25 protein-coding genes and 4 riboswitches are annotated in these 24951 nt (G+C 71.2%); of the genes, 18 read left to right on the top strand and 7 right to left on the bottom strand.

Translation table 11 applies throughout. The features are described from left to right. The 4 genes from ABD793_RS29115 to ABD793_RS29100 are packed head-to-tail and all read left to right on the top strand — an operon-like array spanning window position 1 to window position 3903. Window positions 1-177 (top strand): MbtH family protein, encoded by a 177-nt coding sequence (locus tag ABD793_RS29115; protein WP_425548787.1) that lies wholly within the window; start codon window positions 1-3, stop codon window positions 175-177. After that, window positions 144-896, top strand: coding sequence for a thioesterase II family protein (locus ABD793_RS29110; RefSeq protein ID WP_344865710.1), 753 nt, complete (start codon window positions 144-146; stop codon window positions 894-896). The genes ABD793_RS29115 and ABD793_RS29110 overlap by 34 nt, the downstream gene beginning before the upstream one ends. After that, window positions 893-1705, top strand: a complete 813-nt coding sequence (locus ABD793_RS29105; protein WP_344865780.1) for an alpha/beta fold hydrolase — start codon at window positions 893-895, stop codon at window positions 1703-1705. Before ABD793_RS29110 ends, ABD793_RS29105 begins: the two co-directional genes overlap by 4 nt. Beyond that, window positions 1687-3903, top strand: coding sequence for a M28 family peptidase (locus ABD793_RS29100; RefSeq protein WP_344865708.1), 2217 nt, complete (start codon window positions 1687-1689; stop codon window positions 3901-3903). Before ABD793_RS29105 ends, ABD793_RS29100 begins: the two co-directional genes overlap by 19 nt. Window positions 3904-4342: 439 nt before the next feature. Here ABD793_RS29100 and ABD793_RS29095 read toward each other — a convergent pair whose 3' ends face one another. From ABD793_RS29095 to ABD793_RS29085, 3 genes are all read right to left on the bottom strand, one after another. Beyond that, a complete protein-coding gene (locus ABD793_RS29095; protein ID WP_344865707.1) occupies window positions 4343-5260 on the bottom strand; it encodes a hypothetical protein in 918 nt (305 codons plus the stop codon). A gap of 62 nt (window positions 5261-5322) precedes the next feature. After that, window positions 5323-5643 (bottom strand): hypothetical protein, encoded by a 321-nt coding sequence (locus ABD793_RS29090; RefSeq protein ID WP_344865705.1) that lies wholly within the window; start codon window positions 5641-5643, stop codon window positions 5323-5325. An 82-nt stretch (window positions 5644-5725) separates the two neighbouring features. Beyond that, window positions 5726-5789, bottom strand: a riboswitch (Fluoride riboswitch). A 122-nt stretch (window positions 5790-5911) separates the two neighbouring features. Then, window positions 5912-7159 (bottom strand): MFS transporter, encoded by a 1248-nt coding sequence (locus tag ABD793_RS29085; RefSeq protein WP_344865703.1) that lies wholly within the window; start codon window positions 7157-7159, stop codon window positions 5912-5914. 749 nt (window positions 7160-7908) lie between these two features. Here ABD793_RS29085 and ABD793_RS29080 point away from each other — a divergent pair. From ABD793_RS29080 to ABD793_RS29050, 7 genes are all read left to right on the top strand, one after another. After that, on the top strand, window positions 7909-8208 hold the full coding sequence (locus tag ABD793_RS29080; RefSeq protein ID WP_344865701.1) for a DUF3040 domain-containing protein: 300 nt from the start codon (window positions 7909-7911) through the stop codon (window positions 8206-8208). Window positions 8209-8292: 84 nt separating this feature from the next. After that, a riboswitch (Fluoride riboswitch) is annotated at window positions 8293-8356 on the top strand. A gap of 21 nt (window positions 8357-8377) precedes the next feature. After that, the gene (gene eno / locus ABD793_RS29075; protein WP_344865699.1) at window positions 8378-9670 is read left to right on the top strand and encodes a phosphopyruvate hydratase; all 1293 of its coding nucleotides are present in this window, start codon (window positions 8378-8380) and stop codon (window positions 9668-9670) included. Next, window positions 9651-10520: a hypothetical protein gene (locus ABD793_RS29070; RefSeq protein ID WP_344865697.1), complete on the top strand. Its 870-nt coding sequence runs from the start codon at window positions 9651-9653 to the stop codon at window positions 10518-10520. Before eno ends, ABD793_RS29070 begins: the two co-directional genes overlap by 20 nt. Window positions 10521-10592: 72 nt before the next feature. Then, complete coding sequence (gene crcB / locus ABD793_RS29065; protein WP_344865695.1) at window positions 10593-10988, top strand: fluoride efflux transporter CrcB; 396 nt, start codon at window positions 10593-10595, stop codon at window positions 10986-10988. Then, window positions 10985-11350 (top strand): fluoride efflux transporter CrcB, encoded by a 366-nt coding sequence (crcB, locus tag ABD793_RS29060; protein WP_344865693.1) that lies wholly within the window; start codon window positions 10985-10987, stop codon window positions 11348-11350. Before crcB (ABD793_RS29065) ends, crcB (ABD793_RS29060) begins: the two co-directional genes overlap by 4 nt. After that, window positions 11347-12429 (top strand): DUF190 domain-containing protein, encoded by a 1083-nt coding sequence (locus ABD793_RS29055; RefSeq protein WP_344865691.1) that lies wholly within the window; start codon window positions 11347-11349, stop codon window positions 12427-12429. Before crcB (ABD793_RS29060) ends, ABD793_RS29055 begins: the two co-directional genes overlap by 4 nt. Window positions 12430-12461: 32 nt before the next feature. Next, entirely contained in the window at window positions 12462-12917 is a 456-nt protein-coding gene (locus ABD793_RS29050) for an NUDIX hydrolase (protein ID WP_344865689.1), read from the top strand. Window positions 12918-13017: 100 nt separating this feature from the next. Here the strand turns inward: ABD793_RS29050 and ABD793_RS29045 are convergent, their stop codons facing one another. Then, window positions 13018-13752 (bottom strand): hypothetical protein, encoded by a 735-nt coding sequence (locus ABD793_RS29045; protein ID WP_344865687.1) that lies wholly within the window; start codon window positions 13750-13752, stop codon window positions 13018-13020. 32 nt (window positions 13753-13784) lie between these two features. Beyond that, window positions 13785-13979 (bottom strand): hypothetical protein, encoded by a 195-nt coding sequence (locus ABD793_RS29040; protein WP_344865685.1) that lies wholly within the window; start codon window positions 13977-13979, stop codon window positions 13785-13787. Window positions 13980-13994: 15 nt separating this feature from the next. Then, window positions 13995-14059: riboswitch (Fluoride riboswitch) on the bottom strand. 205 nt (window positions 14060-14264) lie between these two features. Here ABD793_RS29040 and ABD793_RS29035 point away from each other — a divergent pair. Further along, entirely contained in the window at window positions 14265-15857 is a 1593-nt protein-coding gene (locus tag ABD793_RS29035; protein WP_344865683.1) for an amidohydrolase, read from the top strand. A 136-nt stretch (window positions 15858-15993) separates the two neighbouring features. On the opposite strand, the gene ABD793_RS29030 is transcribed toward ABD793_RS29035, so the two are convergent. Both ABD793_RS29030 and ABD793_RS29025 read right to left on the bottom strand, forming a co-directional pair. Next, entirely contained in the window at window positions 15994-16335 is a 342-nt protein-coding gene (locus tag ABD793_RS29030) for a DUF190 domain-containing protein (protein WP_344865681.1), read from the bottom strand. Window positions 16336-16527: 192 nt separating this feature from the next. After that, complete coding sequence (locus ABD793_RS29025) at window positions 16528-16908, bottom strand: DUF190 domain-containing protein (protein ID WP_425548786.1); 381 nt, start codon at window positions 16906-16908, stop codon at window positions 16528-16530. A gap of 199 nt (window positions 16909-17107) precedes the next feature. After that, a riboswitch (Fluoride riboswitch) is annotated at window positions 17108-17170 on the top strand. Between the two features lie 105 nt (window positions 17171-17275). On the opposite strand from ABD793_RS29025, the gene ABD793_RS29020 reads away from it, so the two are divergent. From ABD793_RS29020 to ABD793_RS28995, 6 genes are read left to right on the top strand one after another with little or no spacing between them, the layout of a single operon-like run. Next, window positions 17276-18238 (top strand): respiratory chain complex I subunit 1 family protein, encoded by a 963-nt coding sequence (locus ABD793_RS29020; RefSeq protein WP_344865679.1) that lies wholly within the window; start codon window positions 17276-17278, stop codon window positions 18236-18238. Then, on the top strand, window positions 18238-18930 hold the full coding sequence (locus tag ABD793_RS29015; protein ID WP_344865677.1) for a hydrogenase: 693 nt from the start codon (window positions 18238-18240) through the stop codon (window positions 18928-18930). The genes ABD793_RS29020 and ABD793_RS29015 overlap by 1 nt, the downstream gene beginning before the upstream one ends. Next, window positions 18927-20396: a proton-conducting transporter transmembrane domain-containing protein gene (locus ABD793_RS29010; protein ID WP_344865675.1), complete on the top strand. Its 1470-nt coding sequence runs from the start codon at window positions 18927-18929 to the stop codon at window positions 20394-20396. Before ABD793_RS29015 ends, ABD793_RS29010 begins: the two co-directional genes overlap by 4 nt. Then, window positions 20393-21853 carry a hydrogenase large subunit gene (locus ABD793_RS29005; RefSeq protein WP_344865673.1) on the top strand — a complete coding sequence of 487 codons (1461 nt, stop codon included), beginning with the start codon at window positions 20393-20395 and terminating at the stop codon, window positions 21851-21853. Before ABD793_RS29010 ends, ABD793_RS29005 begins: the two co-directional genes overlap by 4 nt. Further along, on the top strand, window positions 21854-22627 hold the full coding sequence (locus ABD793_RS29000; protein ID WP_344865671.1) for an NADH-quinone oxidoreductase subunit B family protein: 774 nt from the start codon (window positions 21854-21856) through the stop codon (window positions 22625-22627). Beyond that, window positions 22624-24663 carry a proton-conducting transporter transmembrane domain-containing protein gene (locus ABD793_RS28995; protein WP_344865669.1) on the top strand — a complete coding sequence of 680 codons (2040 nt, stop codon included), beginning with the start codon at window positions 22624-22626 and terminating at the stop codon, window positions 24661-24663. The genes ABD793_RS29000 and ABD793_RS28995 overlap by 4 nt, the downstream gene beginning before the upstream one ends. Window positions 24664-24951: the final 288 nt, after the last annotated feature.

Here is a 24951-nt window from a genome sequence, read left to right as displayed (position 1 = left end):
ATGACCGAAGACCGGTACGCCGTCGTTCGCAACGACGAGGAGCAGTACTCGATCTGGCCGGACGGCCGCGAAACCCCCGCGGGCTGGCACCGCGAGGGCACCACCGGAACGCGCGACGAGTGCCTCGACCACATCGAGCGGGTGTGGACGGACCTGCGGCCGCTCAGCGTCCGGTGACCGGTACGCCGTGGCTGCGCCGGCTCGGTCCCGGTCCCGCCCAGGACCGGCTGGTGTGCCTGCCCTACGCAGGCGGCACCGGGTCGGCCTACCGGGACTGGGCCCGGTGGCTGCCGGACGGGCTCGGGCTGTGGGTGGCCGACCTGCCCGCGCGCGAGCACCGGATGCTGGAGGAACCGGTGACCGACCTCGACGAGCTCATCGAGGTACTGGCCGGCGAGCTGTCCGAGAGCCCGCGGCCGACCAGCCTGTTCGGGCACAGCTTCGGCGCGCTGGTGGCGTTCGAGCTGGCCCGTCGCTTCCCGGTGCGCTGCCTGTTCGTGTCCGGTATGGCTGCGCCGCAGACGCTCGTGCCGCGCCCGGCTCCGGCCGACGCGGAGATCCTCGCCGACCTGCGCGCGCTCGGCGTCGCCCCGGAGCTGCTTGCCGACCCGGACCTGCTGGAGCTCGTCCTGCCCGGGATCCGCGCGGACTACGCGATGGCGCAGGGCTACCGCTACCGGCACGGCGCGCCGCTCACCGTGCCGGTCTACGCGCTCGGCGGCACCGCCGATGCGCAGGTGCCGGCATCGCAGCTTTCCGGCTGGGCGGAACAGACCACCGGGCCCTGCGAGGTCCGGACGTGGGCGGGCGGCCACCTGTACCTGCGTGACCACGCGGCCGGGCTGAGCCGGTTCGTCGCCGAGCGGCACCTGAGTTCGACGGGAGCACTGTCATAGAAACCCGCGCGCTGGCGGTCCCCGGGGGATCGCTGTCCACCACCACGGCCGGCACTCCCGGCCGCCCGCCCGCCGTCCTGGTCCACGCGGGCATCGCGCATTCGGCGATGTGGGCCGGGCTGATGGCGGCCGTCGCCGACGAACTGCACACCGTGGCCTACGACTGCCGGTGCTTCGGGCGGTCGGAAACCTCGGTCGAGGGCGAGTATTCCGATGTGGACGACCTCGTGAGCGTGCTCGACGGGCACGGGCTGGACTCGGTCGTACTCGTCGGCGCCTCCCGCGGCGGCCGGATCGCCCTCGACTTCGCCCTCGCCCACCCCGGCCGGGTGCGCGGGCTTTTCCTGATCGCACCGGACGTTTCCGGCTTCGAAGCGTCCGCGTCGGCCGACGAGCAGGCACTGCTGGACGCGATCGAGGCCGCGGACGAGGCCGGTGACCTCGAGCGCATCATCGCACTGGAAGGGCAGCTGCACGTGGACGGCCCGACGCGCGCGGCGGACGTCTCCCGGGAGGAGATCCGCCGGCTCGTGGCGGAGATGTCTCGGGTGAACTACGCGTTGCAACAGTCCACTCCGGACTTCACCGACCCGGGTCCGGCCGCCGGCCGGCTAGCCGGGATGGCCTGCCCGGTGCACGTTCTCGTCGGCACCGCCGACACCACCGGCATGCGGGAGATGGCCGCGGCGATCGCGCGCACCTGCCCCGGCGCGACGCTGACCGAGGTGCCGGACGCCGCGCACATGCTCGTGCTCGAGCGTCCGGACGTCGTCGAAAGTGAGCTGAGGTCATGGCTGCCCCCGCGTTGACCGGCCGCGCCCCTGCCCCCGCGCCACCGCGCGGCCGGGGCCGCTTCGCGCTCACCTGGGCCTTGATCGCGGCCGTACTCGCCGTGGCCTTCGGCCTGTCCTGGTGGGCGACCCGGCCCCCGCCCGAGGGCGACGCGGGCCGCCGGGCGCTGGCGACGGCGCAGCAGCTGCAGGACCTCGGCGTGCGTACGTCCGGCACGGACGCGCTCGCCCGCGGGCTCGACCTCGTTGCCGGAAAACTGCACGCGATCCCGGGGTTGCAGGTCGACCGCCAGCACGCCACCGGCGTGTACCGGTTCCACGACCGTGACGTCGCCTACGGCGTGGACAACGTGATCGCGCGGCAGCAGGGCGAGTCGAACGACACCCTGCTGGTGAACGTCCACATCGACTCCGCGTTCGAAGGTCCCGGCGCGGCCGACGACGGCGTGGCCGCGGGCGCCCTCGTGGAGGCCGCCCGGCAACTGTCCGGCGAACACCCCAAGCAGACCGTCGTCTACCTCTTCAACGGCGGCGAGGAGGTCGGCCTCACCGGCGCCGACGCGTTCACGCGGCACCCGTGGGCGCGGGACGTGCGGTCGTTCCTGAACCTGGAGGCCGTCGGCTCCGGCGGCCTGCCGGTGATGTTCAACGCGGGCAGCGGCAGCGGCGGGCTCGTCGACCTCGTGGGCGGGACCGCCCGGCCGTTCGGCTCGATCGTCGGGCAGACCCTGTTCGGCGCCGGCCTGATCAACTCCGACACCGACAGCCGGGTCTGGCGCGGCGCGGGCTGGCCCGGCCTCGACTACGCCATCTTCGAGAACGGCTACGGCTACCACACCCCGATCGACCGGGTGGACCGCATCGACCCCGGCACCGCACAATCCTATGTGGACCTCGCGGCCGGCTACGCGCGCTCCGCCGCCGCCGGATCGCCGCAGCAGACGGGCACCCCGCCGTACTACTTCGACGTGCTTTCCCGCTTCTGGGTCACCGCCTCGCCGCTCGGCGCCCTGATCGGGCTGCTCGTGCTGGCCGCCGTACTCGGGGTGCTGGTATGGCGGACCCGCGACGTCCGGCGGATCCTCGTCTCCGCCGCCACCGGGCTGGCCGGGCTCCTGCTGGCGGTGCTCGCCGGGGTGCTCGCCGGTGTCCTGCAGTGGCTGGCCGGCGGCTCGGAATCCTGGTTCGCCCACCCGTGGCTCGTCTACCTGGTGCCACTCCCCTTGAGCGCCTTGGGTTTCCTGCTGCCCCAGCTGCGCCGGCGGTCCACTGTGGACCCGGTGGTGGTCTGGTACGGCGGCCTCACCCTGGTCACCTTCCTCGGCCTGCTCGCGGCCGTGTTCGGTCTCGGCGCCGCCTACCTGCTGTGGACGGCCGCCGCCCTCGGCGTCGTGGCGACCCTCGTGGCGCTCCCGCTGCGAGGCCGGTGGCGGTACCTGCCGCCGGTCGCCGCCGTGCTGGTCCAGTGCGTGCTCGTCGCCGAGTTCGCGCACAGCCTGTTCTCGCTGGCCGTGCCCGTCCTCGGCCGGCTGCCCGCCGCATTCCCGCTGGACCCTGTGCTCGGTGTCATCGCCGCGCTGATCGGGGCGCTGCTGGCCCTCGCCCTGGCGCCGCTCATCGTGCACGCGCGACGGGTCCGCTGGTTCGCCGCCGCCACCGTGGTCGTCACCGTGGCGGGCCTCGTCTTCTCCGCGTTGACCAGCCCCTACTCGTCGACGCGCCCGAAGTACGTCGGCGCCTACCAGGTCCAGGGCGACGGCCCGCCGCGGATCGAATTCGAAGGCCGCGATCCCCGCACCCCGGCCGAACTGGGCCTGGTCGGCGACGTCGCCCGCGCCACCGGCCTCCGCACCACCGGCGACACCCTCGCGGCCACCGCGGTCGACGTCCCCGCCGGCGCGCTCACCTTCACACCGGGCCCGGCCGCGATCGGCCTCCGCCTGGCCCCGACCGGAGCCAATCTCGTCCGGGTGACGGTCACCGGCGCCGTCACCGCCCTCGGCGGCCGTCCCTTCGCCGGCGGAGAGGCCGTCCTCGACCTGGCCGGCCTGCCCGGCGGCTACACCACCACCATCCAGCGCACCGGCCCGGTGCACATCCTGGTCGAGCAGGTGTTCCGGCGCACCGGCCCGGACATGGCGAAGGTCTTGACCGCCCTGCCCCCGTGGACCGTCCCCGAAGGACGGACGATCAGCCAGCAGACCTTCGACGGCTGACCGTCGCCACCGACGCCGAACCCGCGGTCGAGGAGGCGCTGGGCGAGTTGCCGGCGGGCTGCTGGGCTCCGCCGGATATCGCCGAGCTGGCGTTGTTGATCAGCACGTCGAGGTGGCCGAAGGACTCGATGAGGTGGTCGGCGGCCCTGGGCCATGGTGGTTGGCCCGGTGAGGTCCGGGCCGACGGCGGTGGCCGGGCAGCCGTCGTGGCTGAGGCGAGCGGCACGCGGCCGAGGGAAAGGACACGCGGCTGTGTCGGGCCACGGCACGCGATCGACCGGCTCGTCGCGATCGAATCCAAGCCGTGCAACGGAAAAACTGTCGACGGCACTCCGTGATCAGGATGCCCGGTCCCGGCGGCTTCGGACAGCCGCTCCCGGCGGTCGCCCGACCCTCCTTCAGCCCTTGTCCGCCGTTCGGGGTGAACCGGACGTCTGCATCACCACGGTGATGCCGTTCTCGGCGGTGGCTGAGTTCGGTGCTGTCGCGTTGCCGGTTCCCGGGTGCCGGTGTGCAGGAGCGGACCGAGCTTCGTCCGCGCCTGCTCGGCCAGCACCGGGCTGAGTTCGACCTCGTGTTCGCTGATCACGGTGCGCACCTGCAGCCGGTCCGCGTGCGCGGTGAGGCCGGTGATCCGGTTGCGCGGGACCGCGAGCAGGTCCACTCCGTGCGCGAGCGGGGCCTGTCCGAGGACATGGCGGACGACGACGAGCTCGTGCCGGGTCAGCGCCACCATTGCGGCCGGCCGGGAGCGCCGCCAGGGACGGCCGCGCGCCGGTTCCGCATCGGCGGCACACCACCGTGGCGGCCCGCCGTGACCGAGTCCGACCAGCGGCGAGCTCGGCAGATCCGCCCAGCGAACGGACTCCGCGCCGGCGCCGGCCGAACCGGAGCTGCCGACGCCGAGCGCGCGCAACCGGGTCAGCACCCCTCGCACCATGGGCCAGGCCCAGCTGCGATAACGCAGCACGAGCGTGGCCCTGGTCCCGGTCAGCACGAGGCAGCCGTGCTTGCCCGCCACCAGGTGCTCCGTCGCGACGAGTTCGGCATACGGGATCATCCCGACGATCCGCGGATAGGGCAGACCGTCGACCCACCACGCCACACCCCGCGAACCCAGCCCCAGTACCTGATCGGGAACGCAGACCGGCCCGTCCGGGGCAGGACGGCTCGCCGACGGCACCACCAGCAGCTCCCCCGGCCCCACCAGGTCCGCGATGTCCTCCGCGGCGGCCCCGGGGACGGGCCGCGAACGCCGGCCGGGATCGAGCCGCTCCGCCAGGTCACGTCCGATCGGGATCTCCCACGGCTCACACGCTCCGGTCAGCCGGCTCCGGACCGCGTCTGTGCCCGACATCGAGGGTCGCCTCCGCTCGCGCCACCAGGACAGCGCCACCCACCGCCGGGTCCACTGAGGACTCATTGTGGCTCGCTTTCCCGTTCTGCCAGCATATACACCGCTTCGGCGAAAGTCGCCGCTTCCGCGAGCGCACGCCCGCAGCGAACGGCGCTCCACCGGCCCGGACCGCTCCGGGCCCGCCCGTCGACCGTCACGACGTGGATGATCGGGCGTTCCGGGAGCAGGCGGGGGCTCGCCGGTGCGCGGGGGCGGGCACGCCGGCGCACGGCTTCTTCCCCGCGAATGCGCCGTTTCTCCCGGTGGATGATCCGCTCGGCTGCGCGGACCGTCGGCGGCTGGATACCGCACGACGCAGGCAATCGGTCCTCGCGCGCGCTCATTGCGGACCACGCTGCCGGATGCCATCGTGCATGGCTCCTCCCGGATGCCGGTCGGCCGGGCACAGCGGTGCCCCGGCCGAGGATGCGGGTAGAAGCCATCAGCGCTGGTTCGCGCAATCACGGCGAGCTCCATCACCGGCCCACGACTGCGATCGTCGCGGACATCTCCACGGTAGCAGCGATCACCCGGAACGCCGAATTCCTTGACGCCGGCACGGTGCCGGAGGGGGGGGGGACGCCGACCGCTGGATTCCGGGCACCGTGCGTGCTAGCGACGGGTCGCCACGAGCAGCGCCACAGCGACGACCTGGACCGCGACGGTGACGATGATCAGGGTCGGAATCGAGTAGGAATAGAGGGCGCCGGCGAGGATGCCGCCGACCACCGTGGCTCCACCCATCACCGCGGCGAACAAGCCGTACGCCGTGGCCCGCCGGGCCGGCGGGACGAGATCGGCGACCGCCGCGCGCAGCGTCGACTCCTGCACTCCCATGGCCGCGCCCCACAGCAGCGCTCCCGCAACGACGAGCGAGGTAGTGTCCGTGAACGCCAGCAACGGCACCGCGGCGGCCAGCACTGGCAACACGGCCAGTACCCGGGGGCCGAGGCGGTCGTAGGCCCAGCCGGTGGCCAGCGCGGCGAGTGCATCGACGCCCATGGCCGCGGCGTAAACCACCGGAATCGCGGCTGCAGGCACCAAGTTCCGCTGTACGACGTGGTACGACAGCACGCCGAAGGTGGCGTAGCCGAGCAAGGTCACGCCGGTGAACGCGGCGTAAATCCAGAACACCCGCGGCAATCGCCCGGACAGCGCATCCGGTGCCGGATCCGGCGCCTCGTGCCGTTCGTAGCCGGCCGGGTCGGGAACGCGGCCGCGCAGCCACACCAGCAGCGCCAAGGCAGCAACGCCGGGAAGGGCCAGCACGCCCAGCGCGGGAGCGTAGCCGCCACCGGTCAGGGCGAGGATCGCAGCCACGGTCAGCGGGCCGAGGAGCGCACCGATCTGGTCCATGGCCTCGTGGACGGCGAAGCCGCGGCCCCGCCCGGTCACGGCGGTGGCGTGCGACAGCAGGGTGTCCTTGGCCGGCGAGCGCACTGCCTTACCCACCCGCTCCGCGACGACGAGCACCCCCGCCACCCACAGCACGCCGGTCAATCCCAGGAACGGCACGGTCACGATGGTCAACGCGTAACCACCGATCGTCCACGCCCAGAACCGGCGGGTCCGGTCCGCCAGCGGGCCGGAAACCAGCCGGAGCGCGAGAGCGGCACCCTCGCCGACACCGGTCACGATCCCGACCGTCACCGCCGAAGCACCGAGCGAGGCCAGCAACGGACCGGTGATCGAGCGCGCACCCTCGTAGACGAAGTCGACCAGCATGCTGACCGCGCCGAACGCGACGACGAACCGCCACGGCCGCATACCCGGCCGATCGTGCTCCGCCGGTTCCGGCCTTTCATTGCCGCCGGAACTCGCCGTCCGCACGACCGCAGCCTCCTCACCGGCGTGCGTCATCCACACGCCACGAACGCAGAACATAACCACGGTTAGCTTTTATTAGCAACGGACAACACTTTCCCGCCACACGCACAACGCGCCGGGTCGTCGCCCGACGGAATGCGTCTCGGGACGAAGCAATGCCAGCAGCCGGCTGCACGGCCAGACCATCCGCCGCCGCCCGGTTTCCGGGCACTGCGAGCTCGGTTTGAACCGTTGATTCCGTTCCCTGAGCAGCATTTCCGCTCTCCAGGCGGCAAGCGCGGATGATCGTGCCGCACCGGAAGGAGTCAGGTACGTCGTGCGTACCGGCACGGCCGGGAGTTGCGCAGCGCCTCGCGGGGCGGATGCACTAGGCTTCGGACGGCGCCACGGCGCTTCCGGCGGTGGGGCTCGCCGGACCCGAACCGCGACTTTCGTCGCCAACGGTCCCTACCTGATGCGATCGATCGTGATCTGGAGCAGGTAGGAGCGCCCCATGTCCATTTCGGCGATGCCTCCCGGCAGGCTGACGCCGGCTGCGCAACACCGCACGCCGGAGCGCACCTCCCCGGCCGGGGAGGTTTTCCGCGACACCGGTTGCCGCCCGGGGTGTCCCCGTCGGCGGACGTCCCGCAGTCCGGACCCGGGATCCCTTGCCGCTCCCGGCCCTTCGCGACCGCGTCCCGGACTGCTGGTCCCGCCGCCGGCGGGCAGGCCCGGTTTCTCGGCGCGGTTCGCAGGCGGGCACGGCATCCGGCACGACGGAGCGGTTGCACGGAGGTCCGATGGCGCTGCCCGATGACGAGCAACGCAGACTCGACGAGATCGAACGGTTCCTGATCAAGGAAAATCCCGGCCTGGCCCAGCGATTCGATGCCCCGCCACCCGGTATCGGCAGCATGCTGGTGAACGCGGCCGGAATGGTGCTGCTGCTCGGCACGGGGCTGGTGATCACCAGTGTCGGCATCCAGCGTGGCGCGCCACTGGTCATCGCCGTGGGTGCGGTGCTCACCGCGGTCGTGCCCGGCGTCATCGGCTGGTATCTGCGCCAGCACGGATGGCCGTCGAGGAAAAAGCGGCGATGACAGACCGGACTGCGGCGAACCACGAGCAGCGTCTGCGGGCACACCGGCCGCCGCCGGCAGCGCCGTCCGGCGGGTCGTGGCACAATCGGGATCGGCGATGGGGCTCGCCTTCAACCGCGGAGATTCCGCTGACGGTCCCTGGTAGCGATGCAATGCGCCAGGAGGACAGGTGACCGCTCTGGAAATCGTGGACGTCGACGCCCGGGAAATTCTCGACTCCCGGGGCCGCCCCACGCTGCGGGTGACCGCGGCGACCGCGGCACACCGGACGTCCGCTTCCGTCCCGTCCGGTGCCTCGACCGGCCGTAACGAGGCACACGAACTGCGCGACGGCGACCCGGACCGGTACGGCGGGGCGGGCGTCCGGCGGGCGATCGGCTCCGTCACCGGAGAACTGCGGGATCTCGTCCGCAGCCGGGCGTGGCCCGGCCTTGCCGAACTCGACGAGGCCATGGTGGACCTCGACGCCACCGCCAACCGCGCCCGCCTGGGCGCGAACGCGATCATCGGCGTGTCCATGGCCGTCAGCAGGCTGTTCGCACACCACGAAAACCTGCCGCTGTGGTCCTGGCTGCGGCTTCCACGCCGGTCCGCACGCCTTCCGGTACCCCACTTCAACGTGCTCAACGGCGGCGCGCACGCCCAGACTGCGCTGGCCTTCCAGGAATTCATGATCGCGCCGCTCGGCGCCACCTCGACCGCCGAAGCGGTGCGGGCCGGTGCCGACGTGTACCGGAGCCTGCGCACACTGCTGGTGGCCGCCGGGCACGGCGTCGGCCTCGGCGACGAAGGCGGCTTCGCGCCTCAGCTCACCCAGCCGGAGGACGCGCTCAAACTGCTGGTCCAGGCCATCGCCGCAGCCGGTTACCCGCTCGGCGACACCGGTGTTTCGATCGCACTGGACCCGGCCGCTTCCCAGTTCCGGCAGGACGACGGCAGGTACCGGATCGGCGACGAGCGGCTCAGCTCGGCCGAACTCGTCGAACGCTACCGCGAGATCGTGCACGCTTTCCCGGTCCGGAGCATCGAAGACGGCATGGCCGAGGACGACGACCCCGGCTGGCGCGAGCTGACCGACCGCCTGGGCGAGCGCATCCAGCTGGTGGGCGACGACAACTTCGTCACCGACGCCGGACTGATCCGCCGGGCAGCCGCACGCGGGATCGCCAACGCCGCGCTCATCAAGCCCAACCAGGTCGGCACCGTCACCGAGACACTCGGCGCCATCCAGGCCTGCCGCGACCACGGCTACACCTGGATGATCTCGCACCGCTCCGGCGAAACCGCCGACGACTTCATCGCCGACCTCGCAGTGGGCACCGGTGCCGGCCAGATCAAGGCGGGCGCACCGGCCCGGGGGGAACGCGTCGCGAAGTACAACCGGCTGATGGACATCGAAACCGACCACCCCGGTCTGCCCTACGGTGTGCAGCCCCTGCCGGGTGAGCACAGTGCCCGATGAGCCGCCCGAACGCGTCGGGGCCGGCGGGATGACCGGCCCCGACGGGCAGCCTGGTCTCGACCACGTCTTCGACGCGGCCGGACCGGCCGTGGACGCGCTCCTGCGGGCGGAGTGCGCTCCGGACGAATCCGGTCGTACAGCCGGTTTGCGCCGCGTCCTCGTGCCACGCGCCTGGTCCGAGACCCACCGCGGACCGGACCCGTGGTACCTGCAGGCCGAGTGCCTGTACCAGGGAACGCCCCGCGGCACCCTCCGGATCGCGGTCAAATGCCGGCAATTGGCCCGCGGATCGGCGCAGCGAGCGCACCGGTCGACGGGATTCATCGAGGTCGAGCAGCTCCGCACCGGAGATTCCGCCTACGTCACCGGCGGAGCGCTCACGCCCCGCGAGATCACCGGGGACCTCGATTTCGGCGCGCTGGCCGGAAAACCACACACCGCACACCTGGAATTCCCCGGCGAGGAGTCGACGAAGCCCCTCACCGACCGTGGCGAGGACCGCCTTGTGCGCGAGTGCTGGCCCGTCGACGTCACGATGCACCTGTCGATCACCGCCGTGGACACCGGGCTGTGGCGGCTGCGGTTCATCCTGGAAAACACCACGATGGATGTCTCGCCCACCCTGCCCCGGACCACGGTGCTGTATCACTCGCTGGTCGCGGTGTACGCCGCGATCGGAGTCGGACACGGTCGGTTCCTGTCGGTGCGGAGGCCGCCGGACCGTGCCCGGGACGCGGCGGGCCAGTGCCGGCAGCACGCCACCCGCCCGGTGCTCGCCGACGGGTCCGATGCGTCGCGAATCGTGCTGTGCGGGCCGGAAAACCTCGACGACGATCCGATCCCCTCGTGAACACCGGCAGTCGTCCCGTTCCGCGTCTGCCGGCTCCAGGCTGTGCGGAGAGGGAGGAGGGCACCGGGGACCATGGCCCGTGATCGGCGTGAGATGGCAGCGATCTTCGCCGGGGGCGCAGTCGGAACCGCGGCACGTGCGCTGCTCGGAACGGTCCTCGCCGCCGACCCGGCGGAGTGGCCGTGGCCGACGTTCGCGGTGAACATCGTCGGCAGCTTCCTGCTCGGATATTTCGTCACGCGGTTGCAGGAGCGGCTCCCGCTTTCCAGCTACCGGCGGCCGCTGCTGGGAACCGGGCTCTGCGGCGGGCTCACCACCTTTTCCACGATGCAAGTGGAGATCCTCGAGATGATCGAGCACGGTTCCTACGGCCTCGCGGTGGCCTACACCGCGGCCAGTGTCGTGGGGGGCTTCGCGGCGCTGTACTCCGCCACGGTCATCGTGAGACGCGTCCGGGTGCGCGGATGAGCGCGCTGGTGTGGTTCGGGGTCCTGCTGATCGGCGGGACCGGTTCGGTACTGCGGTTTCTGATCGACGGCATGATCGCCGACCGGGCCGGCCGGACGTTTCCCTTCGGCACGCTCACGGTGAACATCTCCGGTGCGGTGCTCCTGGGCATCGTCACCGGCATCGGGCTCGATCACGACGCCGCGTTGCTCGCCGGTACCGCAGCCATCGGCTCCTACACGACCTTTTCCACCTGGATGCTGGAGACCCACCGGGTCAGCGAAGAACGTCAATACGCGGTCGCCTTCGGCAATATCGTGCTGAGCTTGGTGTTCGGCGTGGCCGGAGCGGCACTGGGCCGGTGGATCGGAAGCACGCTGTGAACGAGGACTGCCTGAAACTGACCAGCTATTTCGGAGAGCGCCACCGCGTCGGCGGCCGGTTCTTCGCGGACGCGATCATGGATGTCTACGGGCGCCATGAAGTCGCCACCAGCATCATGCTGCGCGGCACCGCCGGATTCGGGCTCAAGCACCACCTGCGCACCGACCAGTCGCTCACCCTGTCCGAAGACCTGCCCGTCACCACGATCGCGGTGGACACCCGCAGCCGGATCGAAGGGCTGCTCGGGGAAGTGGACGGGCTGAACCCGAACGGGCTGATGGTGCTGGAGCGCGCTCGCATGCTGCAGCACGAGGTCGGCCCGGCCGTGCTGCCCCAGCAACTCCACGAAGGCACCAAACTGACCATTTACGTCGGACGTCAGGAGCGGGTCTTCCGGATGCCGGCCTACCAGGCGGTCTGCCGTCTGCTGCACCGTCGCGGCATCGCCGGGGCGACCGTGCTGCTCGGCGTCGACGGGACCGCGCACGGCGACCGGCAACGGGCCCGGTTCTTCGGCCGGAATGCCGACGTCCCGATGATGATCATGACGGTGGGCGACGGAGACCGGATCGCGCGGGTGCTGCCCGAACTGGGCGGCCTGCTGGAACATCCGCTGCTCACCCTCGAACGGGTGCGGATCTGCAAACGAGACGGTCAGTTGTTCGAACGCCCGCACGCCTTGCCCGAATCCGACGAACGGGGCCTGCAGCTGTGGCAGAAGCTGATGGTCTACACCTCGGAATCCGCTCTGCACGAGGGCAAACCGATTCACCGCGCACTCGTGCAACGGCTCCGCCGATCGGGCACCGCCCGGGGCGCCACGGTGCTGCGCGGCATGTGGGGTTTCCACGGTGCGCACCGGCCGCACGGCGACCGGCTCTTCCAGCTGAGCCGGCATGTGCCGACCCTCACCACGGTCATCGACCGGCCCGGCAACATCGCCGCCTCGTTCGACATCGTCGACGAGCTCACCCGCGAACACGGACTCGTCACCACCGAGATGGTGCCTGCGCTGACCGCGACGGACGCGCACGGCAACCGGCGCGGCGGCACCACCCTCGCCGACCACGAGTTCTAGTCCGCACTGTCGAGTCCGAAGGAGTATCCCGAGTGGACGACCAGGACAAAATCAGCCTCCGCTGTTCGGCTCTCGTCCTGCGCCGCGACACAGTCCTGCTGTGCCGCCGCAGCGACGACTGGGTCCTGCCCGGCGGTACCCCGCACCACGGCGAATCGGTCGGGGCGTGCGTGCGCCGCGAGACCCGCGAGGAGACCGGGCTCGCCGTGCACCCGACCAGCGTTGCCTTCGTCCTGGACGCCACCAATGCCTCGGTCGGGCACCACCTGATGGAAATCGTCCTGTACGCGGAGGACGAAAGCGGCGGCAACGCCGATCCCGATCACCGCGAGGCAGGGCTGCACCCGCAGTTCGTCCCGCTGGACGGACTGGCCGGACTGGGTCTGCGCCCGCCGATCGCCGGGCACATCCGCGGGTTCCACGCCGGCGGTGCCCGTCGCACCGCGGCTTATCTCGGGAACGTGTGGCGGCCGGCCAACGGCTCCTGAACTCCGGTCCGCAGGAGCCGGGAAAAAGCAACGCTCCCCGCCGTTCCCCGGCGAGCAGTCCGGCACGAACCGGGGCCGCCGCCGAGAACTGCATCCGCGGTCAATGCCCGGAGCCGAGATAACGGGGCAGGTCCAGCCCCAGGAAGCGGTCCAGGTGCACGAAGACCTCGAACTTCGCGCCGTCCGCGATCGACGGGTCCGCTTCGAGCCGCTCGAGGACCGTCAGCACCCCCGGCACATCGACGTCGTCGTCCAATGCCGCGTACGCCTCGGTCACCACTTCCTGCGGCATCCGCGCGGAAGCATTCCCGGCCCAGCTCGCCACCCGGTTCCGCCAACGCTCCACAGTGGACTCGGCGCGGTCGAGCTCCGCCCGCCCCACCGGCACCGGTGCACGCAGCGGGGTGTTCAGCAAGGCCAGCCGCAGCGGCAGGAAATCCGGCGCCCCGGCCAGTACCCGATCGGCGATCCGGACCGGCCCGACCCGGACCCGCAGCACGCCCTCGGGCACCGCGCCGTGGTGACCTTCGGGTTCGACGACCACGTTCACCGGACGGTCCGGGAACGAGTCGGCGAAATGCGTGGGCGGCGGAATCCACAGCGCCCTCAGCACGTGGTCGAGGACAGCCCATTCGTGTCCCTCCGGCTCCTCCCCCGGCCGCACGACAGTGGTGAAGACCTGGAGCTCGTAGCGGTCTTCGAGGATTCGCCGCAGCACGTCGGCGACCACGACGGCCCGCACCGGCTCCGGTGCGGGTACGCCGATCCGCACCGTCGTGCCAGGCGGACGGCCGAAAACGACCGGATCACCGCTGCCGTCGTGGACCAGCTGCACGATGGTCTCCTTCCGTCGCAGTCAATCCGCGCTCACCGCGCATCCTGCGACTCGCAGGTGCGGCAGTAGCAGAACCGATGCAGGCCGGACGGAACACCGTCAAACGCCTCGAGGACGTAGCAGATCGTGGTCGCCGACAGCAGTCCGCAAGACGCACACCATCTCTCGCGCCCGACGTGGAGCACGACGATCCGCAGCCGCTCCACCACCGGCGAGAACTCGAGCATGGCGCCTCCTCCCGTCACCGGGCAGAGGCCATCAGCGGACCAGCTCCGCGGTTGCGGCGAGCCTCATCGCCACCCATCACTGTCCCGCTTCGCGCCGTCGCAAGCAAGCCGTCGCGCGCGACGATGCTGCCCTACACTCGAATTCGAACGTCCGCCGGATCCCGGCTACGGCGCCGGTCTGCTGTGGACACTGCGACCCGCCCGGCGCCGCCGCCTCCCGGTGCCCGCCGGACGGGCGGCGCCGAGCCTGCCGGTCTGCCCGCCTGATCGCTTTGGAGGGATCCCATGTCCGTGCAGATCGTGACCGCCCGGCGAATCGTGACCATGGACGGCACCGAACCGCCTGCGCTCGCGATCCGCGGGGAATGGATCACCGCACTCGGCGATCCCGGCGACCTGCGCCGGGAGTTCCCCGCCGCCGAGGTCCACGATTTCGGCGCGGCCACGGTGGTTCCCGGGTTCAACGACGCACATCAGCACCCGAGCATCTGCGCCGCACAATCCCTGCAGGTCGAGCTGTCCCCGGCCCGGATCCGGTCGACCGCCGACCTCGCCGAGGCACTGCGCGACCGGGCCGCGCGGACCGCACCGGGCGACTGGATCATCGGCTGCGGCTACGACCCCTTCCGCAGCAACGGCGGCCGCGACCTCACCCGCGCGGATCTGGACGCGGCATGCGCGGAGCACCCCGTCCTGGTCGTGCACGTGACCCTGCACGCGGGGGTGGTGAACACCCGTGGGCTCGAGCGCGCCGGACTGGCCGACGCGAGCACCCCGCCGCCGGGCGGGCAGCTCGGCCGGGACGCCGCGGGCCGGCTCGACGGGGTGGTCCACGACCAGGCCCTCTACGACCTCGCGTTCCCGGCCTTCACCCCGCGCCCCACGGTGATCAAGGAACCCGGCACGACCGAGCTGGCCGCCGCGTTCGCCCGCCATGTCCGGGATTTGCACGCGGCCGGCCTCACCTCCGTCGGCGACGCACTCGTCGGTCCCGCGGAATGGCGGGTACTCCGCCGGCTCGAGCAGGAGGATCGCCTCACCCTGCGGGTGAACGCGCTGGCCGCCTACGACCACTTCGATCACTTCCGGGCCGATCCCGGCGCGGCGACGCCGCAGAGCAGGCTCCGCCTCGGCGGGGTCAAGACCTTCGCCGACGGAGCGGTCAACGGCGGGACCTGTCTGGTCGAAGAGCCCATCGAAGGCACCGACAGCCACGGGCTGGCCCGGGTCACCGCGGCGGAGCTGACCGAGATCGTCCGCCACGTCCACCACGCCGGGTGGCGGATCTGCGTGCACGCCAACGGTGACCGGGCCATCCGCCGGGTACTCGACGCCGTCGACCACGCGCAGGCCGAATACCCCAGGCGCGACCCGCGGCACCGCATCGAGCACTGCTCGATCATCGACGACCGGATCCTGACCCGGATGCGGCACCACGGGATGGTCGCGGTGCCCTTCGCCAACTACGCCGCCGCGCACGGAGACAAACTGACCCGGTACTACGGGACGCGACGGGTGGAACGGATGTTCGCCCACCGCGCACTGCTCGACGCCGGGGTCGCCGTGGCCGGATCGTCCGATCACCCGTGCGGGCCCGGCGAACCGCTGTTCGCACTGCAGAGCTGCGTGACCCGCCGAGCCCCGGACGGCGCACTGTTCGGGGCGTCCCAGCGGATCACCGTCCAGGAGGCGCTCGCGCTCTACACCACCGGTTCGGCCTACGCATCCGGTGAGGAAACGACCAAGGGCCGGCTCGCGCCCGGATACCTCGCCGATTTCACCGTCCTTGCCGGCGATCCCTTCGCCACCGACGCCGAAGAGCTCGCCCGCGTCCCGGTCCGGGAAACCTGGGTCGGCGGGCAACGCGTCTGGCCGTGAGAAAGGTTCGCTTGACCGCCGGGGAAACCGGTCAGATGCCCGGCGAAAGTACTGGTACGCATCGGAAAAGTGCCCGACCTCGCGCAGCCCGCCACCGCCTGCCCGAACGGAGCGCCGACGACCACGAGGACGGCGGTCAGGGGTGCGCGGCCCCCTCGGTGCTCATCACTTCGACTTCCTCCAGCAGCACCGTGCCCCCGCCGATCAGTTCGTCCAGTTCGGGCAGGAAAGCCCGGATCCGATCCTCCCGGTCGATGACGAGGACGACGATGGGCAGGTCCTCGGACATGCTCAGCAGCCGAGTGGTGTGGATCATCGCGTGGATGCCGTAGCCCTCGCAGCCGCGCAGCACGGTGGCACCGGCAAGGCCGGCGTCGCGCGCGCGTTCGATGATCTCGCGGTGCAACGGTTTGTGGTGCCAGACGTCGTCCTCACCGATGAAGATCGACATGCGCAGGGCGTATCCGGTGAGCTGCATGATCACTCCTTCTCCGCCGGGTGGGCAACGCCGTTGCGCGACCGAAGCGGGCCACTGCGCCGCGGCCACCGCCCGGCCCGATCACCCCCGGAGCCGCACCGGACCCGGCGCTGCAGCGGGATCCGGAGATCGACGTCCGGCCCTGGTTTGCTCCGCACGCCTGCCTGCGCCGGCAGAGCCGCGGTCCCCGATTCACCCCGGGCCGGACTGGCTCGCCGACCACCAGTGCGATTGCCGGGGTGCCGGTTCGGCGTACCGGATCATTTCCGCCTCGTCGACCACCACCGGGCCGCTGAGGCCGAGATCGTCCAGCTGGGACAGGAACGACCGGACCTTCTCCGCCGAATCGACGATCACGATCAGCAACGGCAGATCGTCGCTGAGCCGGAACGCATGCTGGGTGTGGATGCGCGACGTGGCCCCATAGCCTTCGACACCCCGCAGCACGCTCGCGCCGGCCAGTCCGGCGTGGTGCGCGCGGTGCACGATCTCCACGTACGTCGGCTTGTGGTGCCAAATATCGCCCTCACCGACGAAAATCGACAGCCGGAGCGCCATCTTGGTCGTCTTCACGGCGAATCCTCCTGGTCCAAGGCGGCAAGCATCGGCCAGGAAACCATCAGCCTCCGCGGAGGCGGTTCGGGCGCACGGCCCCGGCGGGATCCATCGCCGGACACCAGTACATCGTCGTCGGCGTCGCGGGTCAAGGACCCATCGGTGTCCTCGTCGGTGCGCCGGTCGGCTTGCACAACCTCGCCGGGTTGGTCACACTGGGGGCACAGGCGATGGGGCTCGCCTCAACCGCGGATTTTCCGCTAATGGCCTCTACCCGCACCACCTTCGTGTGTTCACACGAAGGCAGGCCGGTGGAGGAGGTCACAGTGGGCGAGGATTCCGCAGTCCCCGATCATCAGCCCGCTCCCCGGACCGGGGAGCCCTCGTGAGCACGCCGGTGCCGGTACCGGTCATCCAGCTGGCGCAAGCGCTGACCGTACTGGTCGCCGCACCCGGGGTGTCCGGGGTGATCGCACGGGTGGAGTCGCGGCTGCAGGGACGGCGGGGCACCCGGGTGCTCCAGCCGTACTACGACCTGGGCAAGCTGTTCCGCAAGGAAGCCCTGGCACCGGACGGGGCCAGCTGGGTGTTCCTGGTCGCCCCGCTGGGTGCGATGGCGTGCTATCTGACGGTGCCGCTGCTGATCCCGGTCCTCACCACGTTCCCGTTGCCGCTCGGCTACCTGGGCGACATCCTCGGCGGCGGGTTCGTGCTCGCGCTGGCCAGTTTCGCGGTCGCCGTGGCTGCCGCCGAAACGGGTTCGCCCTACGCGCAGCTGGGCGCGAGCCGGGCCAAGACCTTCGGCGCGATCACCGAACCGGTGGTGCTGTTCGTGGTGTTCACCGTCGCGCTGGTGACCGGAACCGACCTGCCGTACGCACTGGCCGAGACAGTCCGGTCCTCGGCCGAGCAGATCGTGCGGCCGGCACACCTGCTCGGCGCCGCCGCGCTGCTGCTGGTGATCCTCGCCGAAACCGGGCGGATCCCGGTGGAGACACACACCGGGACCACCGAGTTCGGCATGATCGAGCAGGCCCGGCCGTTCGAGCACTCCGGCCCGTACTTCGCGATGCTCAGCTGGGGATCGGCGATGAAACAGCTGATCCTCTTCACCATCCTGATCAACGTTTTCATCGCCCCGTGGGGGCTGGCCGCTTCGCCCGGTGCCGGGGACGTCGCAGTGGCCGTCGTGGCGCTGGTGGGCAAGTGCATCGTGCTCGGCGTGCTGATCGCGGTCATCGACAACTCGTTCGCGAAGCTGCGGTTGTTCAAGATCACCGAGTTCGTCGCGGCTGCGTTCCTGCTCGCCGTGCTGGCGGTGTTCACCCTCTACTTCGGAGGCGGCTGATGAACGTCCTTGCTGCGGACCCGGCCGCCGTCGCCCCGCCGGGGGTGTACGCCGGGGTGGCGAACGGGCTGGCGGTACTGGTCCTGCTGACCGAGTTCGCGATGCTGCGAACCACGTTGCTGCGCGCGCAAGTACGCGTCTACGCCGCGCAATCGCTGCTGGTGTCACTGCTCGCGGTGGTCGTCGCAGTCGTACGGGACGTGCCGGAGCTCTACGCACTGGCCGGATTGTCCCTGGCGCTCAAGGTGATCGTCGTTCCGTGGCTGGTGCTGCGGATGCTGCGCGCCGCGGGAACCGAGATCGCCGGCAGCGGCGCGCTCGGCGTCGCCAGCGAAGTGCTCCTCGCAGTTGCGGTGGCGGCGTTCGGGTTTTTCGCGACCGGGCGCTTCCACGTCACGAGCCCGGCGCTGCCGGAAACCGCACTCGCCCTGTCGGTCGCGGTGATCCTGGTGGCGTTCGTGCTCATGATCGTGCGCCGCGACGTGGTCTCGCAGGCGATCGGGTTCTTCTCGCTGGAGAACGGGGTGTCCCTGGCCAGCCTGGTGGTCGCTGCCGGGATGCCGCTGATCCTGGAGGTGGCGTTCCTGTTCGACCTGCTGGTCGCCGTGGTGGTGTTCGGCGTGCTCATGCAGGTCCACCACCGGCGCTCGGAGTCACTGTCCACCCGCAACCTCACCAAGCTGAGGGAGTGAACCTCGTGTCCGTCGTGCTGGTCCTGCTCACCACGCTGCCGCTGCTGTCCGTGCTCGCGGCGCTGCCCGCTCGCGTCCGGATCAGCGAAACCGTCACGCTCTGCACCGCGCTGGCCGGTCTCGGGCTCGCCATCGTGCTGGTGCCCGCGGTGGTGCGCGAACCGGTCCGGTTCGGGATCCTCCGGGCCGACGCGCTGTCGGTGGTGTTCCTCCTCGGGACCACGTTCCTCTACGCCGCGACGGCGGTGTATTCGATCGGGTACCTCAACGCCGAACGCGAACACCCCGGGTTCGCCCGCTACGCGCGGCGATTCCACATCGGACTGAACCTGTTCGCCTGGTCCATGATGTGTGCACCGCTCATGGACGGTCTCGCCCTGCTGTGGATCGCGGTGGAGATCACCACCGTGGTGTCGGCTCTGCTGGTGGCACTGGACGACACCGACAACGCCGCCGAAGCGGCCTGGAAGTACGTGCTGCTCGCCTCCGCCGGGCTCGGCATCGGCCTGCTGGCGACGATCGTGATGTACTACGCCGGATCCACCGTCCTCGGCTCGTCCTACGACGTCGCGTTCGCTCCCCTGCTCACCGCAGGGAGCACGCTGCCGCACACCGCGGTCCAGCTGGCGTTCGTGCTCGCGGTGGTCGGGTTCGGCACCAAGGTCGGCCTCTTCCCGGTGCACACCTGGCTGCCGGACGCGCACTCGGAGGCCCCGACCCCGGTGTCGGCGATGCTGTCCGGTTCGCTGCTGGCGGTGAGCTTCTACGCGGTGCTGCGCTATTACCAAGTCGCCAGCGGGACTCTCGGCCCCGGGTTCCCCCGCACCGTGCTACTCGTGTTCGGGGTGCTCACGCTGCTGCTGGCCGCGCTGTACCTGCTGGAGCAACGCGACCTCAAGCGGCTGCTGGCCTACTCCAGCGTCGAGCACATGGGCATCCTGACCATCGGGATCGGGCTCGGCGCGCCACTCGCGTTCGCCGGGGTGTTGCTGCACGTGATCGCGCACGCCGCGGCGAAGGGCAACGCGTTCTTCGGCGCCGGGGTACTGGTCCGCAAGTACGGCACCAAGGACACCGGCACCATCCGGTCGTGTCTGGACACTCTGCCGTGGACGGCCCCGCTGTTGCTGTTCGCGATACTGGCGCTGTCGGCAATGCCGCCGTTCGGGCTGTTCCGCAGCGAGTTCCAGATCGTCGCCGGTGGGCTGGCCGGCGCCCACGACACGGTCACCGTGGTCCTGGTCGTCCTCGTCACGCTGGCCTTCCTCGGCCTTTCGGTGGCGACGACGCGGATGCTGTTCGTCCGGGGCGGAGCCGACCTGCCGGTACGCGGGGAGCCGAGCGCCTGGATGGTCGCGCCGATGGTGGCCGGGCTGCTGGTGCTGATCGTGCTGGGCGTGCACCCGCCTGCGGACTTCAGCGATCTGCTCGCCCGCGGCGTGGCCGAGCTGGGAGGCGGGACATGAGCCGGGAGGAGATCCTCGGCCGGATGGCGGCCGGCGCGCGGTTCGCCGCGCTGGCCGGTGACGGCGACGTCACCGAGGGCGTGCGGATGCACGTGGTGCTGGCCCGTCCGGACGGCATCGACGTCGTCGATCTGCAGCTGCCGCCCGGCGTCGACCGCTACCCGGCGCTGACCCCGCGGATTCCGGCGGCGTTCTGGTACGAGCGGAAGCTGCACGATCTGTTCGGCGTGGTCGCGCAGGGCCATCCCCGGCTCGACCCGCTGGTTCTCCCGCATCCGGACGGCAACGAGCCGCTGCCCAGCCCCGGCGCGGCGTTCCACCCCACCCACGTCGAACCGGACGAACGCGCGCTGCGCAGCCACGTGATGGGGACCGGCCTGTTCAGCCTCCCGCACGGTCCGGTCCGCTCCGGCGTGTTCGAAGCGGTCGAGTACGTCGTCGAGACCCCGGGCGAGGACATCCCGCACGTGAACGTGCGCCCGCACTTCAAGCACCGTGGTCTCGAAGTGCGGTTCGAGGGGATGACTCCCGGCCGTGGCGTCCTGCTGGCCGAACGGGTCGAGGGCATCGCGTCGGTCGCGCACGCACTGGCCTTCTGCCACGCCGTCGAGGAACTGGCCGGCGCGCAGGTACCGCTCGCCGCCCAGCTGCTGCGGTCCCTGCACGCGGAGCTCGAACGCATTGCCAACCACCTCGATGTCGCGATGAAACTCGCCGAAGCCGCCGGCCTCGCGGTTGCCCTCGCCCGCTTCGGCTGGCACAAGGAGCGGGTGCTGCGGCTGGTCTCCGCGCTGTGCGGCAACCGGTTCGGCCGCGGTGTCGTGGTCCCCGGCGGGGTCCGCGCGCTGCCGTTGCTCGGCCGCGACGAGCTCAAGGCCCGGGTGGACACGCTCCGCCGGGACATCAGCGGGGACGCCGCGGCACTCATGCAGACCGCGTCGTTCCTCGACCGGCTTCGCGGCACCGGGCCCCTGGACGAGGACTTCACCTTGCAGCACGGTCTGCTCGGCCCGGTCGGGCGGGCAGGCGGACACGAGGACGACGCGCGGTGGCACCGGCCCTACGACGCCTACCCCAAGCTCAGCCGGCGGCCCGTGACCCACCGCAGTGACGGCGATGCCATGGCGCGGCTGCGGGTGCGCTGGGACGAGGTCACCGAGTCCTTCGATCTGCTCGCCCAGATCGTCGAGCTGTTCGGCGACCATCCGGACGAAGTGCTGAGCACCCGGGTCGAACCGGTGACCGGGCGGGCAGTCGGCTGGGCCGAAGCACCGCAGGGCGAGGTGTTGTACTTGCTCGAGGCCGGGACCGACGGACGGCTGCGGCGATGCGCGCCGCGGTCCGCGTCGTTCCACAACCTCGCGGTGTTCTCCAGTGCCTTCCGTGGCGACATCCTGACCGACTTTCCGTTCGTCGAGGCCAGTTTCGGCCTCTCGATCGCCGGGGTGGTGATGTAGGTGCCCTGGATCTTCCGCGGCCTCCGCAACGGGGTGCTCACCACCGGATATCCCCGCCGGCCGGACACCGACGACGTCCGTTCGATCGCCCGCCCGGCCGAGCGGGCGACGTGGGAGCCCGGCCTGGACGAGCTGTGCCCGACCGGTGCGATCCGGGAAGAGCACGGCCGGGTACGGCTGGACCAGGGCCGGTGCATCGGCTGCGGCGCCTGTGTCACCGCCCGGCCGGGCACGTTCTCCTGGCAGGAGGGCAACGACGTCGCACAGCTCTCGCGTGCCGCACTGGTCGTCCCGGAACTCGCCGAGACCGATGCGGACCTGCGGCAGCTGCGGCGCGCGTTGTCCCGGCGCACCAAGGCGTTGCGCCGGTCCGTCCACATCAGGCACGTCGACGCCGGCTCCGACGGTGCCGAGGAGTGGGAGATCCTCGCGCTGACCAACCCGGTCTACGACGTGCACCGGCTGGGCATCTTCTTCACCGCCAGCCCCCGCCACGCCGACCTGCTGCTCGTCACCGGCGCCGGATCCCACGGGATGGCCGCACCGCTGGCCCGCACGCTGGAGGCGATGCCCCGGCCGGTGGTGGTGATCGCCGCGGGGACCGACGCCGTCAGCGGCGGACTGGTCTCGCCGTCCTACGCCACCGCCGACGGCATCGGCGACCTGCTCCCGGTCGACGTGTGGGTGCCGGGATCACCGCCGAGCCCGTTCCGCCTGCTGTCCGCGATCTTGCTGGCCACCGGCAGGCTGACCGCAGCGGGGCGAGAGCGGTGACCGGCGCCCTGATCGGCGGGCTGAGCCTGTTCGGCCTCGCCCTGCTCGGCGATCTGGTGCTCGGTGTCCGGCACGGCTGGGCCCGCCCGCTGCCCTATCTGCTCGGCGCCGCGGCCGCGGTGGCACTGACCGTGACCGGAGCCGCCGGGCTGGCCGGGCAACCGATCCGGCTGAACCTGGACGCGTTCCTCGGCTTCGGCGCGGCCGATCTGGCCGTCGATCGGCTTTCCGCGCTGTTCCTGGTGATCAGCTTCGGGGTCGCCGTCCCGGTCTCGCTGGCGTGCGCCGCCTGGGCCGCCCGGCCGGACCGCGTCCGGGCCAGAGGACTCGGCTGCGCCTACGCGCTCACCTGCGCGTCGGTGGCCATTGTCATCACCGCCGACCACGTCTTCGTGTTCCTCTTCGCCTGGGAGACGCTGACGCTGGCCTTCTACCTCATCACTGCGCACCGGCGCGGCTACACGGCAACGCCGGCGATCGTCACCATCGCCCTCGGCAAGGTCAGCGGCGCGGCACTGCTGGTCGGCCTGTTACTGCTCGCCGCCCAGAGCGGAAGCTTCTCCCTCCCCAGCTTCGCCACGCTGCCGCACACCGGAGTGCGCGACACGGCATACGCGTTGCTGGTGCTCGGTTTCGCCGTCAAGGTCGGGCTGCTGCCGGTGCACGTGTGGATGCCCCGCGGCTATCGCGCGGCGCCGGGGCCGTTGCGGGCGGTGATGGCCGGCGTCGCGGTGAACGTCGGCTTCTACGGACTGTGGCGGACCCTCGCGCTGTTGCACCAGCCGCCGGCCTGGCTTGCCGTCGTGGTCCTGCTCCTGGGCGGGGCGACCGCGCTGCTGGGAATCGCGCACGCCACCGTGCAGACCGATCTCGCCGAAGTCGTCGCCTACTCCAGCGTGGAGAACGCCGGGCTCATCACGGTCGGCTACGCGGTCGCGATGATCGGGGCGGCCACCTCGATCGCCCCGCTGGTCGCGATCGGCTTGCTGGCCGCGACCCTGCAGACGATCGCGCACGCACTGGCGAAATCCCTGCTGTTCACCGCCACCGCCGGGATCGAGGATGCCACCGGCACCACCGAACTCGACCACCTGCGCGGCATCGGGCACCGGTTGCGGTGCTCCGGCACCGGGCTGGCGATCGGCGCGCTCACCCTCGCCGGGTTGCCGCTGACCGCCGGGTTCGTGTCCGAGTGGTTCCTGCTGGAGGCGCTGATGCAGCAGTTCCGGCTCGGCGCGCTCGGCTACACCCTGCCGCTGGCCGTCACCGGCGCGCTGGTCGCGCTCACCGCGGGCTTCGCCGCCGTCGCGTTCGTGCGGATCGTCGGGCTCACCGTGCTCGGTCCTCGTGGCCCGCACGACGCGGAACTCACCCGCGACACCGGTCCGCTCGGGAAATTCGGGATCGGGCTGCTCGGCGCCGGCTGCCTGGCCGTCGCCGCCGTCGCGCCCCTGCAGGTGCGGATCATCGCGGCCGGACTGGATTCGGTCGTGCCGGGCGGGGTGACCTCGTCCGCGCTGAAAGCACCCTGGGTGGTGCAACCGGTGTTCGCCGACTTCTCCAGCCTCTCGCCGTCCTGGCTCGCAGTCGTGCTTCCCGCGCTGCTGGCCGGGGCCGGCCTGCTCTGCCTGCTCTTCGCGCGGGGCCGCATGTTCGCGGTCCGCCGCGTGCCCGCCTGGCGCTCGGCAACCGGCGGGGTGGCAGGCGAAAACCAGTACACCCCGTTCGCGTTCACCAACCCGACCCGCAAAGTCCTCGCGAACGTGCTGCTCACCCGTGCCGAGCTGCGCACGGTCGAACGGCGCAGCGGCGGCCGTGACGACGATCCCCGCGCCGACGCCGGCGGCGCCCACCTCGGCTACACCTCCGACGTCGTCGAGGCCGTCGAACGCTTTCTCTACCGGCCGATGCGCCGGCCGTTGCGCATCGCCGTCCGCACCGCGAAACGGCTGCAGAACGGACGGCTCGACGCCTACGTCGGGTACCTCCTGATCGCTTTCGTCGCGGTACTCGCACTCGTGCTCGTGCTCACCTGATCAGGAAAGGAAAACCCGTGCATTGCCTGGACTGTTTCCTTGTCGGAGACGACCGGCCCGCGGTCGGAGTCTGCACCAGCTGCGGTGCCGCGGTATGCCGCGATTGCGTCCGCATCGGGCGACATCCGATCACGCATGTCACCGGATTCAGCTCGGCGGACCGCTCGGTCACCGAAACGCGGCAGCTGGCCTGTCCCTCGTGCGCCACCGCGTTGTCCGTCCGGCATTCCCGCGAGTACGGATTCGCGCCGCCGGCCGGCTCGGCCGTCGAAATGCAGTAAGCTGCCG

Source organism: Amycolatopsis ultiminotia, assembly GCF_039536925.1.
GTDB lineage: Bacteria > Actinomycetota > Actinomycetes > Mycobacteriales > Pseudonocardiaceae > Amycolatopsis > Amycolatopsis ultiminotia.
The sequence above is the reverse complement of the archived record's forward strand: the minus strand, read 5'-3'. Positions and strand labels throughout refer to the sequence as shown.

Bases quoted from the DNA above. Each gene is read 5' to 3' on its own strand.
- ABD793_RS29115 (WP_425548787.1), top strand. From the start codon at position 1: ATGACCGAAGACCGGTACGCCGTCGTTCGCAACGACGAGGAGCAGTAC.
- ABD793_RS29100 (WP_344865708.1), top strand. From the start codon at position 1,687: ATGGCTGCCCCCGCGTTGACCGGCCGCGCCCCTGCCCCCGCGCCACCG.
- ABD793_RS29095 (WP_344865707.1), bottom strand. From the start codon at position 5,260: ATGTCGGGCACAGACGCGGTCCGGAGCCGGCTGACCGGAGCGTGTGAG.
- ABD793_RS29090 (WP_344865705.1), bottom strand. From the start codon at position 5,643: ATGAGCGCGCGCGAGGACCGATTGCCTGCGTCGTGCGGTATCCAGCCG.
- ABD793_RS29085 (WP_344865703.1), bottom strand. From the start codon at position 7,159: ATGACGCACGCCGGTGAGGAGGCTGCGGTCGTGCGGACGGCGAGTTCC.
- ABD793_RS29080 (WP_344865701.1), top strand. From the start codon at position 7,909: ATGGCGCTGCCCGATGACGAGCAACGCAGACTCGACGAGATCGAACGG.
- crcB (WP_344865695.1), top strand. From the start codon at position 10,593: ATGGCCCGTGATCGGCGTGAGATGGCAGCGATCTTCGCCGGGGGCGCA.
- crcB (WP_344865693.1), top strand. From the start codon at position 10,985: ATGAGCGCGCTGGTGTGGTTCGGGGTCCTGCTGATCGGCGGGACCGGT.
- ABD793_RS29040 (WP_344865685.1), bottom strand. From the start codon at position 13,979: ATGCTCGAGTTCTCGCCGGTGGTGGAGCGGCTGCGGATCGTCGTGCTC.
- ABD793_RS29035 (WP_344865683.1), top strand. From the start codon at position 14,265: ATGTCCGTGCAGATCGTGACCGCCCGGCGAATCGTGACCATGGACGGC.
- ABD793_RS29030 (WP_344865681.1), bottom strand. From the start codon at position 16,335: ATGCAGCTCACCGGATACGCCCTGCGCATGTCGATCTTCATCGGTGAG.
- ABD793_RS29015 (WP_344865677.1), top strand. From the start codon at position 18,238: ATGAACGTCCTTGCTGCGGACCCGGCCGCCGTCGCCCCGCCGGGGGTG.
- ABD793_RS29005 (WP_344865673.1), top strand. From the start codon at position 20,393: ATGAGCCGGGAGGAGATCCTCGGCCGGATGGCGGCCGGCGCGCGGTTC.